The sequence below is a fragment of the Nocardiopsis sp. NPDC055824 genome, from assembly GCF_053616335.1.
In genome coordinates, this window is the sequence record NZ_JBSHDN010000067.1 from 20,381 (window position 1) to 31,768 (window position 11,388).

Here is an 11,388-nt window from a genome sequence, read left to right on the forward strand (position 1 = left end):
GGACCGTTTCCCACCGTTCTGCACACCGATGTCTCCAGGGGTTTGCTACGGTCGCGCTCCCGACCCCGATCGTCGTGTCGTGAGCCGACGCCCCCCAGGAGCCCCGGTGCGCCCCACCGCCCTCGCCGCTTCCGCGGCCGCCGTCCTGCTCGCCCCCGGCCTCAGCGCCTGCGCCGAGGATGCCCCGGTGGAGTACTCCTTCGAGTCCATGGCGGAGGTGGAGCCCGACCTGCCCGCCCCGGGGGAGGCGATGCCGGTCCTCCTCGAGATCGGGGACACCCACACCTGGGACGACGGCCTGTCCGTGGGGCTGTCCGACGTCGAGCGGCCCGACGAGGACGCCCTCGGAGACAGCGGCGGTCGGGACAGGGTCACGTTCACCGTCGCCCTCACCAACGACAGTGACGTCCCGGTGCGGATCGACCGCATCGACTGGTTCTGCACCGGCGGCGTCGAAGGCGACGACGAGGCGTTCGACGGGGACGCACACGAGCGGCCAGGCACGATCCAGCCAGGCGCCGCCGGCGTCCTGGAGCCCGCCTGCGAGATGCCCGCCGAGGAGTACGGACTCCAGCTCCTGCTGGGCCTCTCCAGACCCGGCGACGCGGAGCTCGCGCACGAGGTCGTGTTCTTCTCCGGCGTCGTCGAGTAGGCGGGGACAGGCGGACCAGGGTGGCGTCGGCGCCGGGCGAGGGGAGCCCGGGGCGCGTGGGCCGGGCTCCTCGACGGCGAACCCGCAGGGCCGGACGTGTGCCCGCGTGAGCCCGGACGCCTGCTCCCGGCGCCCGGTCGGGTTTGCGCGCCCGTGTGCCGCCGCCGGGGCCGTGCCCGGCCGGTCGGGAGGGCCGGGGAGCACGCGCGCCGCCGAGCGAAACAGGAATTTCCCTTATGACGGTCTTGTCCGGCACCGGCCGTGTCGGTAGGAACGGTGGGGACCCCCAGGAGGAGCCCCGTGCACCAGCCCCCTCAGCCGCGCCCCCGCCCCCGCCCCCTGTCCGCCCTCTCCGGCACACTGGCCGCCGTCGTCGCGGCGGGCCTGCTCGCCACCCCCGGCGCGGCGTCCGCCGACCCCGTCCCGCGCGGGGAGGCCGCCAACGGCTCCGAGCGCAACGACCGGGCCGCCGGGGCGGAGGCCCTGGCCGGCGCCGCCCCGCACGCGTTCGCCGCTCCGCCGGCCGCCGCCGGGGTGGACCCGGACGCCCCCTACCCCAGGCGGACCGCACTCCCTGAGCCGCCGGAGGACCCCGACGACCACTCGGTCAGGCTCGGCCTCATGCCCTACCACGGCATCGCGCCCGCCCTCAACGAACTCCAGGAAGCCTCCGACCGGGTGAGCGCGGAGGTCGTCGGCACCTCTGTGCAGGGCCGCGACATGTACCTGGTCACCGTCACCGAACCCGAGAACCGGGCCGAGGCCGACCATCAGAGACGGATGCGCGAGCTGATCTCACAGGACCCCGCGCGGGCCGCCCGGGACAGGACCCTGCCCGACCGCTACAAGGCCCCCGTGCTCGTCAACGCCAACATCCACGGCAACGAGTGGGAGGGCACGGACGCGTCGCTGCGGGTCATCGAGGAGCTCGCCACCGGCACGGACGAGGCGACGGAGGAGCTGCTGGAGAGCACGCGGCTGTACTTCGTGCTGACCGCCAACCCGGACGGCCGCGTGGCGGGACAGCGCGCCAACAGCCGCGGCTTCGACCTCAACCGCGACTTCGTCACCGTCTCCCAGCCCGAGACGGCGGCGGTGCGCCAGGTCGTGATCGACACCCAGCCCCTGGTCCTGCTCGACCAGCACGGGTACGTCAACGGCACGCTCATCGAGCCGGGGACGCCCCCGCACGGCCAGAACTACGAGTACGACCTCTACATCGAGCACACGTACGCGAACGCGGAGAACATGGAGGAGGCCGTCCTCGACCTCGGGTACACGCCCGAGGACGACGGGGTGGAGCCCCCGCAGATCCCCTTCCGCGACTGGGAGGACGGCTGGGACGACTGGCCGCCGATCTTCACCCCCATGTACGCGCCCTACCAGGGAGCGGTCTCCTCCGCCACGGTCGAGTTCCCGATGCGCGTCAACAACGCCGCCTACGACGACCTGGACGAGGAGGAGCTGCGGCGCCGCTCGGCGATCAACACCGACGTCTCCGCCGCCACCATCGGGGCGACGCTGGCCTACGTCGGGGAGAACCGCGACGAGCTCGTCGGCGACCAGATCGAGGTGTTCCGCCGGGGCGCGGCCGGTGAGGAGCAGGTCGTGCCCCCGCAGGGGTGGGTGCCCGGGTTCGACCCGGAGGACGTGTGGACCACCGAGTTCCCGCGCGCCTACGCGATCCCCGCGGAGGGTCCGGCCGCCGCCCGCCTCGTGGACCTGCTCGTCGCCAACGACGTGGTCGTCGAACGCGCGAACGAGGGCTTCGAGGCGGGCGGGACCTCCTACGACGCCGGGACGTACGTGGTGGACATGCACCAGCCCAAGCGCGGCATGGCCAACGTCCTCCTGGAGGACGGGCGGGACATCAGCGAGGACATCGGCGCGATGTACGACATCTCCGGATGGAGCCACGGGCTGCTGTGGGGGGCGCGGGTCGACGCCCTCCACACCGAGGTCGGGGCCGACACCGCGCCCGTGGCGGCGGCCGCCCCCTCCGGGCGGGTGGACGAGGCGGGCGGGCACGGCTGGGAGCTGGCACTGGACGACGGGGCCCAGGTCGCGGCCCTCAACGCCCTGCTCGCCGACGGCGTCGAGGTGGCGTGGAGCGGGCGGGGCAGTGTGCTCGTCCCCGCGTCGGCCGCCGGCGCCGTCGAGCGTGTCTCCGACCGTCACGGGGCGGTCTTCGCCGGGGTGGAGGACGGCGGGGGCGAGGCGCTGTCGGCGCCGACCGTCGCCGTGGCGGGCGCCGCCGACGAGCTGTTCACCCTCGACCGGATGGGGTTCGACGTCGAACCGGTGTCCACGCGCGTGCTCAACGACGGGTTCGACTGGACCGGGGTGGACGTGCTCTACGTGTCGAGCGGGCTGGTCCACGCCGACCTCGACGCGGAGGCCCGCGCGGACCTGGACGCGTTCCTGGAACACGGCGGCGTGGTGGGAAGGGGCCCGACGGGCGCCCGCTTCAACGGCCAGGCCGGTCTGTTGGACGTGGTCAGGCATGCGGGACGCCCGGACGCCAACGGCGTGGTGGCCGTGACCGCAGGGGACGGGGTGCTGGCAGGGACGGGCGGGCACTCGTTCGTGTACTCGCCCGGGTGGTTCACCGACCTGGGCGAGGACGTGTCCGTCGAGCAGTCCTACGCCGCCGAGGGGCCGCTCGTGGCCGGGCACTGGCGTGCCGACGCGAACGGGGAGGGCGGCCAGGACGCCGCCGCCGGACGGGCCTCCGTGGTCAGCGGTGTCGCGGAGCGGGGCGCGTCCGTGGTGCTGTTCGGCACCGAGCCGCTGTTCCGCAACCACCCCAAGGGCCTCTTCGGGCAGGTCGCCCAGGCCCTCTACTGGAGCTCGCTCGCCCAGGAGGGCTGAGCCCGCCCGCACCGGCGCCGCCCCGGAGGAGGACTCCGGGGCGGCGCGGTCGCCCGGGGATCCCGGTCCTCTCGTCGAGCGGGTCCCTGACAGCCGATTCCCTGTTCCTGGAGCAGATCAACCCGGGCAACGAGGTCTCCGGGACCGCTGCGGTGGACGTGCCGGAGGGAACCGAGATCACCGAGGTCGAGGTGACGGACACGTTGTCGACGGAGGGCCCACTGGTGGTCCAGGTGGACTGACGGCCCAACGACCCGGGCTGTCCCGGGAGCCCGGGAGGGAGCCCGGCCGCCGGGCCCCGCGGTCCGGGGCGGCGGGCGGGAGGCGCCCGCCCGGAAAATCCGTGGTGTCCGGGCGCAGCCGCCCCCTAGGGTGCCTGCCACGACCACTCCTGCCCCCTCGCTCCGCCTCGCGGAGATCACCCCCGCGAACGTCGACGCCGCCCTCGGGGTGAAGGTCCGCGAGGACCAGAACGCCTTCGTGGCCCCCGTGGAGCGCTCCCTGGCCGAGGCCTATGCCTCCCGCGCCACGGCCTGGCCCCGCCTCGTCATGGACGGGGACGAGGCCGTCGGCTTCGTCGTGGCCAACTTCGCCCCCGACGAGGAGGAGCCGGACTTCCGCTGCGGCATCTGGCGGCTCAACATCGCCGGGGACGCGCAGGGGAGGGGGTACGGGCGGTTCGCGGTCGGGGCCGTCGCCGCCGAGGCGCGCGTGCGGGGGAACCGGAGGCTCACGGTGATGTGGGTGCCGGGCGGGGGCGGAGCCGAGGGCTTCTACCTGGGTGCGGGGTTCCGGCCCACCGGACGGGTGATGGGCGGACAGGTGGTCGGGGAGATGGTCCTCGACCGGTGAGGGGGACGGCCCCGCCGCAGGGGCGGGGCCGCGAACCCCTCCGCACCGTCAGTGGCCCCGGTCGATCCACTCCTGGAGGTGGGGCGCCTCTTCGCCGACCGTCGTCGAGTCACCGTGCCCGGTGCGCACCACCGTGTCCGGGGGCAGCGTCAGCAGCCGGTCGCGGATGGACCCCACGATCGTCGGGAAGTCCGAGTAGGACCGCCCCGTCGCCCCCGGCCCGCCCCGGAAGAGAGTGTCCCCGCTGAAGAGCGTCCCCAGCTCCGGCGCGTACAGGCACACCGCCCCCGGGGCGTGGCCCGGGGTGTGCAGCACGCGCAGCCCGGTCCCGGCCACCGCGACCGTCTGCCCGTCGGCCAGTTCCCCGTCGGGGGCGCGGTCCGGGTGGGTCGTGTCCCACAGCACCCGGTCGTCGGGGTGCAGCAGGATCGGGGCGCCGACGGCGTCGGCCACCGCCGGGGCGGCGTTGACGTGGTCGTTGTGCGCGTGCGTGCACACCACGGCCACGACCCTGCGACCGCCGACCGCAGCCAGGATCGCGTCGGCGTCGTGGGCCGCGTCGACGACCACGACCTCCTCGTCGTCACCGACCAGCCAGACGTTGTTGTCGACCTCCCACTCGCCGCCGTCCAGGGCGAACACACCGGAGGTGGTCAGGAGTTCCACGCGCGCGCCGCTCACAGCCGCACCACCGAACGCAGGACGTCGCCGCGCTCCATGCGGACGAAGGCCTCCTCGATGTCGCCCAGGCCGATCTCCTCGCTGACGAAGGCGCCCAGGTCCAGGCGGCCCTGGAGGTGGAGGTCGACGAGCATGGGGAAGTCCCGCGAGGGGAGGCAGTCGCCGTACCAGGACGACTTCAGCGCGCCCCCGCGCCCGAACACGTCCAGCAGCGGCAGCTCCAGGCGCATCTCCGGCGTGGGCACGCCCACCAGGACCACGGTGCCCGCCAGGTCGCGGGCGTAGAACGCCTGCTCGTAGGTGGAGGGCAGCCCGACCGCGTCGATGACCACGTCCGCGCCGAAGCCGCCGGTCAGCTCGCGGATCGCCTCGACAGGGTCGGCGGCGGAGGCGTTGACCGTGTGGGTGGCGCCGAAACCGCGCGCCTGCTCGAGCTTGCGGTCCTCCAGGTCCACGGCGATGATCCGGTTCGCCCCCGCGAGGCGGGCCCCGGCGACGGCCGCGCAGCCCACGCCGCCGCAGCCGATGACCGCGACGGAGTCGCCGCGGGTCACCCCGCCGGTGTTGACGGCGGCGCCGATCCCGGCCATGACCCCGCAGCCGAGCAGCCCGGCGGCGGCCGGTGAGGCCTCCGGGTCGACCTTGGTGCACTGGCCCGCGGCGACGAGGGTCTTCTCGGCGAAGGCGCCGATGCCCAGGGCGGGGGAGAGCTCGGTGCCGTCCTCCAGGGTCATCCTCTGGGTGGCGTTGTGGGTGTCGAAGCAGTACTGGGGGCGGCCGCGCCGACAGGCGCGGCACTCACCGCACACCGCGCGCCAGTTCAGGACGACGTAGTCGCCGGGCCGGACGTTGACGACGCCCTCGCCGACGGACTCCACCACGCCCGCGGCCTCGTGGCCGAGCAGGAACGGGTACTCGTCGTTGATGCCGCCCTCGCGGTAGTGCAGGTCGGTGTGGCACACCCCGCACGCCTGGACCCGGACCACTGCCTCCCCGGGGCCCGGATCGGGGACGACGATCGTGGTCAGTTCGACGGGTGCTCCCTTGGCACGGGAGATCACACCCTGTACCCGCTGAGACATCTGGGCTCCCAAGACGTGGCTGTTGGCCGGAGCCGGCGGGCTCCGCTCCCGCCACCATGCCGCACCGGGCTCACACATGTCCAACATGTGAGAAGAGTGGGATTCACGCGTGGGAGTCATCAATCGGGTGCTCCTCGCGCAGCAGGTCGAGGAACGCGCGGGTCGCGCCCGAGGGGTGGGAGCCGCGCGGCGTGGCCAGCCCGACCCGCCATCGCGTGCCGCCGGGCAGGGGAGCGCTCCGCAGCCCGGCCGCCTGCGGCTTGTCCACGACCGGCCGCGGCACGACCGCCACCCCCATCCGGCGGCGCACCAGGTCCAGGAGGGTGTACACGTCGTTGACCTGGAGGGCCACCCTGCGGGTGATGCCGAACTCGGCGAACGCGAGGTCCGCGCAGTCCCGCGCGCCCCACCCCGGGTGCAGGTCCACGTAGTCCTCCCGCTCCAGCTGGGCCAGCACGCCCCCCGCGTCGATCGCGTGGTCGGGACCGGCCAGGAGCATCAGCGGCTCCTCCGAGATGCGCAGCAGGTCCGTGCCCCCCTCGCCCTCGAGGGGGCCCGCCACCAGGGCCGCGTCCAGCAGTCCGGCCCGCACCTGGTCCATCAGCTGGCCCGTGGCGGCCTGCTGGAGGTTGATCGCCACCTGCGGGTGCAGCGAGCGGTAGGAGTGCAGGAGGGGCGCGGCCTCCACGACCCCCATGCACTGCTCGGTGCCCAGGGCCAGGGTGCCGCGCACGCCGTCGCCGTCGGCCACCAGGTCCCTGAGCCCGTCCGCGGCGGAGAGGATGCGCTGGGCCTCGGCCCACAGCAGGCGGCCGGTCGGAGTGGGGCTCACGCGCCGGGTGGTGCGCAGGAGGAGCTGGGCGTCGAGGTCCCTCTCCAGCGCCCGGATCGACGCGGACAGGCCGGACTGGGTGATGCCGAGGTACTCGGCGGCGCGGGTGAAGTGCTGCTCCTCGCACACCGCGGCGAAGTGTCTCAACTGTCGAAGCTCCACGGCGCCAGCCTAACGAGCGCCGGGGGCCGGGCCGACCGCGCGCGGGGACCCGGCCCGCCGGGCGGGCGGTCGCGGCGGCCGGGCCGCCGCGTCACACCGGCCGCGCTCCCGGGCGCGACGCTAGAGGGACGTGCTCAGGCCCAGGCCGAGGCCGCCGTCCACGGGGATCTCCGCGCCGGAGGTGAAGGTGGCCCCGAACCCCAGGAACAGGACGGCCCGCGCGACCTCGGCCACGGTGCCGTGCCGTCCCATGGGGGTGGCCTCGTCGCCGACCCTCATGAACTCGGCCCTGGTCTCCTCCGTGAGGCCCGAGACCCCCATGGAGGGGGTGTCCACGAAGCCCGGCGCCACCGAGTTCACCCGGATCCCGCGCGGCAGCAGCTCCGAGGCGAGAACCCGCGAGAACCCCAGCACGGCCGCCTTCGTGCCGGTGTACACGCTCATCCCCGGTGACCCGGTCACGTTGGTGACCGACGTGGTGAACACGATGGACCCGCCGTCGGCGACCAGCGGCAGCAGCCGCTGCACCGTGAAGAAGGCCCCCTTCGTGTTGACCGCGAACATCCGGTCGTAGGACTCCTCGGTGACCTCCGTGAACGGGCTGAACTCGGACGTGCCCACGTTGACGTGGAGGAAGTCGATCCCGCCCAGGGCGGAGCCCACGATCTCGGCCAGCGCCTCGGTGTCGGCCCGGTCGGCGGCGTCGGCGCGCACCACGTGCACGTCCGGCCCCAGCCGGCCGCGCGCCTCCTCCAGGTTCTTCTCGTTGCGCCCGGTCAGCAGGACCCGGGCCCCTCCGGCGACGAGGGCCTCGACCACGCCCAGGCCCATCCCGTGCGTCCCGCCGATCACCACTGCGCGCTTGCCGCTGTACTCGCTCATCTTTCCCGCCAGGTGTCTCCCGTGGGGAGGCCCGGCGGCCTCCCCGTGTGACCACCACGATGGCCGCGGCCGCCACGGGTCCCCCACGGGAACACTACGGTTGGCACATGCGATTCGGGGTGCTGGGGCCGCTGGCCGTGTGGACCGACGACGGCGGGCCCGTCAGGATCGGCGACGCCAAGGTCCGCGCCCTGCTGTCGTCCCTGCTGCTCGCCCGCGGACGGCCGGTCCCCGCGGACCGCCTCGTCCGGGACCTGTGGGGCGACCGCCCGCCGGCCAGGCCCTCCGCCGTCCTCCAGGCCCGGGTCTCCCAGCTGCGCGGCGACCTGGAGCGCGCCGAGCCCGGGGCCCGCGCCCTGGTCCGCCACCGCGCCCCCGGCTACCTGCTGGAGGCGGACGACCTCGACGCCGCCCGGTTCGAGGACCTGGTCCGCCGGGCGGGCACGGCCGCCGACCCGCGCGGCAGGGCCGACCTGCTCACCCGGGCCCTCGGCCTGTGGCGCGGCCCGGTCCTGTCCGAGTTCTCGGACGCCGACCCCGCCCTGTCCGCCGCCGCCCGGTGGGAAGAGCTGCGGGTGACCGCCGTGGAGGAGCGGGCCCTGGCCCGCCTCGAACTGGGCGAGCACCCCGCGCTCGTCGCCGAGCTGGCCGAGGAGGCCGCCCGCCACCCCTACCGCGAACGCCTGCACGCGGCCCACATCCGGGCCCTCTACGGCGCGGGCCGCCAGGGCGAGGCGCTCGCCGCCCACGAGCGGCTCCGCGCCCGGCTGGCCGACGAGCTGGGGATCGACCCCGGACCCGAGCTGGCGGCCCTGCACCGCGCGGTCCTGGCCCAGGACCCCTCCCTCGACCCGCCGCGCGGCCCGGCGGACGCCCCGGAGCCGTCCCCGGCGCCGGACCCCGGGCCGCGGCGCCCCGGGCCCCCGGGCACGGGGCTCCCGCCGGCGCCCGTGGGGGACCTGGTCGGACGCGACGTCCAGCTCCGGGCGCTGCGCCCCCTCGTCGCGGACCGGCGCCTGGTCACCCTCACGGGCCCCGGCGGCGTCGGCAAGACACGGCTGGCCCTGGCGGTGGCGGCACAGGACCCCGCGGACACCGTGCGGTTCGTGGAACTCGCCGGACTCGCCCCGGACGGCGACCCCGTCCCCGCGCTGGCCGCCGTCCTCGGGGTGCGTGACGACGGGGCCGGCCCCGGGCTCCTGGACAGGGTCGCCGAACTCCTGCGCGGGGGAGGCCCCCTCCTGGTCCTCGACAACTGCGAGCACGTCGTCGCCCCCGTCGCGGACGCGGTCTCCCGGCTCCTGCGCTCCGCCCCCGGCCTGCGGATCCTCGCCACCAGCCGGGTGCCCCTCGACGTGACCGGCGAGCACCTGTTCGCGGTCCCCCCGCTGGACGTGCCCGGACCCGGTGCGGACACGCCCGAGGCCCTCGCCGGATCCGGCGCGGTCCGGCTCTTCACCGCCCGCGCGGAGGCCGCCGTCGCCGGGTTCGCCCTCGACGCGGACACCGCGCCCGCCGTCGCCACGGTGTGCCGCCGCCTGGACGGCATCCCCCTCGCGCTCGAACTGGCCGCCACCCGGCTGCGCCACATGCGGGCCGCCGACCTCGCCGCCCGCCTGGACGACCGCTTCGCGCTCCTGGGGGTGGGCCGCCGCGACGCGCCCGCCAGGCAGCGCACCCTGCGGGCGGTGATCGACTGGAGCTGGGAACCCCTCGACGCCCCCGAGCGCGCCGTGCTCTCCCGCCTGGCCGTGCACGCGGACGGATGCGACCTGGACACCGCCGAGGAGGTCTGCTCCGACGGGGAGGGCGTCCCCCGGGCCCGGGTGCTGGACCTGGTCGGCTCCCTCGTCGACCGGTCGCTGGTCGTGGCCGCCGACCGTCCGGGGGGCACCCGCTACCACCTCCTGGAGTCGGTGGCCGCGTACGCGCTCGAACGGCTGGAGGAGGCCGGGGAGGCGGGAAGGACCCGGGCCCGCCACGCGGCCCACTTCGCCGACCTGGCCGAGCGCGCCGACGCGCTCCTGCGCGGCCCCGAGCAGGGGCACTGGCTGGAGCGCCTGGACCGCGAGAGCGCGAACCTGCGCGCGGCCCTGGAGTTCGCGGTCGGCGAGGGCGACGCCCACCTCGCGGCCCGCCTGGCCAACGCCCTGTGCTGGTACCGCTACCTGCGCGGACGCACCGGGGAGGCCCGCGACGCCCTGGACGCCGCGCTCCGCGCGGGGGCCGGCCCGGTCGCGGGCGCGCCCTTCCCGGACCGGACGCTGCGGGGCGGGGAGGCGCGGGCCCGGGCCGTCGTGTGGCGGACGGCCCTGTCCGCCCCCGGGTCCGAGGACGACCGGAGCAGGCGCGCCGCCGCCGACGAGGACCTCGCCGGGGTCGGTGACCCGGCCGAGCGCGCCCGGCTGGCCTGGTTCTCGGAGCTCACCCGCTGGGGCCTCGGCGACCTGGACCGCGCGACCCGCCGGACGGAGGAGGCGCTCGCCGCCTCGCTGGAGGCGGGGGACCCCTGGTGCGCCGCCGTCTGCCGGGTGGGGCTCGCCCGGACCGCGTTCGTGCAGGGCTCCCCGGCGGAGGCGCTGCGCCTGGCCGCGGAGGGCGAACGCGTTCTGCGCGGGCTGGGGGACCGGTGGGGCGTCCTCCACGCCTCCGACGTCCTCGCCCAGGCGGCGGAGGCGCTCGGGGACTTCGGGGACGCCGCCGCCCGGCACGCCGAGGGGCTGCGGATCGCCGAGGAGCTGCGCCTGTGGCGCACGGTCTCCCTCAAGCTGGCCGGCCTGGGGAGGATCGCCCTCCTGGAGGGCGACCTGGACCGCGCCGACACCCTGCACTCCCGGGCGCTGCGCGTGGCGCAGGAGCACTCCGACGCGGTGGCCGAGCAGTTCGCCGACGCGGGGATCGCGCTGACCGCCCGCCGCCGGGGCGACCTCGACCTGGCGGAGCGGTCGCTGCGCCGCCGCCTGGCGTGGAACCGGCGCGTGGACGGGCGGATCGGGACCGCCTTCATCCTCACCCAGCTGGGGTTCGTCGCCGAGCAGCGCGGTGACGCCGCCGAGGCCCTCGACCTGCACCGGCAGGGGCTCGGCGAGGCCGAGCGCGGCGGCGACCCCCGCGCCGTCGCCCTCGCGCTCGAGGGGCTGGCCGGGGCGCGCTCCCTGGCGGGGGAGCACGGGGCCGCGGCCGAACTCCTGGACCGTGCCCGCGCCCTGCGCGACGGGGTCGGCATGCCGCTGCCCCCGGCCGAGCGCTGGGACGTCGACCGGATCACCGAGCGCATCCGGGCGGGGTCCCGCGCCGGCTGAGCGGGGGCACGGGGAGAAACGGCGGCCCGGGCCGGGAACGGGGGTGGGGACGGCCCGGGGAGGGGCGGTGCC

General features: G+C 75.9%; 8 protein-coding genes. 4 read left to right on the forward strand and 4 right to left on the reverse strand.

Annotated elements, in window-relative coordinates; genetic code table 11:
* Window positions 1-106: 106 nt before the first annotated feature.
* From ACWGL3_RS15680 to ACWGL3_RS15690, 3 genes are all read left to right on the forward strand, one after another.
* Window positions 107-652, forward strand: coding sequence for a hypothetical protein (locus ACWGL3_RS15680; RefSeq protein ID WP_452461450.1), 546 nt, complete (start codon window positions 107-109; stop codon window positions 650-652).
* Window positions 653-952: 300 nt separating this feature from the next.
* On the forward strand, window positions 953-3,523 hold the full coding sequence (locus tag ACWGL3_RS15685; protein WP_452461451.1) for a M14 family zinc carboxypeptidase: 2,571 nt from the start codon (window positions 953-955) through the stop codon (window positions 3,521-3,523).
* Window positions 3,524-3,895: 372 nt separating this feature from the next.
* Entirely contained in the window at window positions 3,896-4,375 is a 480-nt protein-coding gene (locus ACWGL3_RS15690) for a GNAT family N-acetyltransferase (RefSeq protein ID WP_452461452.1), read from the forward strand.
* 48 nt (window positions 4,376-4,423) lie between these two features.
* Here the strand turns inward: ACWGL3_RS15690 and ACWGL3_RS15695 are convergent, their stop codons facing one another.
* From ACWGL3_RS15695 to ACWGL3_RS15710, 4 genes are all read right to left on the reverse strand, one after another.
* On the reverse strand, window positions 4,424-5,056 hold the full coding sequence (locus ACWGL3_RS15695; RefSeq protein ID WP_267949831.1) for an MBL fold metallo-hydrolase: 633 nt from the start codon (window positions 5,054-5,056) through the stop codon (window positions 4,424-4,426).
* Window positions 5,053-6,138, reverse strand: coding sequence for an S-(hydroxymethyl)mycothiol dehydrogenase (locus ACWGL3_RS15700; protein ID WP_267949832.1), 1,086 nt, complete (start codon window positions 6,136-6,138; stop codon window positions 5,053-5,055). Before ACWGL3_RS15700 ends, ACWGL3_RS15695 begins: the two co-directional genes overlap by 4 nt.
* A 103-nt stretch (window positions 6,139-6,241) precedes the next feature.
* Entirely contained in the window at window positions 6,242-7,132 is an 891-nt protein-coding gene (locus tag ACWGL3_RS15705) for a LysR family transcriptional regulator (protein ID WP_267949833.1), read from the reverse strand.
* Window positions 7,133-7,252: 120 nt separating this feature from the next.
* A complete protein-coding gene (locus ACWGL3_RS15710) occupies window positions 7,253-8,014 on the reverse strand; it encodes an SDR family oxidoreductase (protein ID WP_452461453.1) in 762 nt (253 codons plus the stop codon).
* Window positions 8,015-8,121: 107 nt separating this feature from the next.
* On the opposite strand from ACWGL3_RS15710, the gene ACWGL3_RS15715 reads away from it, so the two are divergent.
* Complete coding sequence (locus ACWGL3_RS15715; RefSeq protein WP_452461454.1) at window positions 8,122-11,316, forward strand: ATP-binding protein; 3,195 nt, start codon at window positions 8,122-8,124, stop codon at window positions 11,314-11,316.
* Window positions 11,317-11,388: the final 72 nt, after the last annotated feature.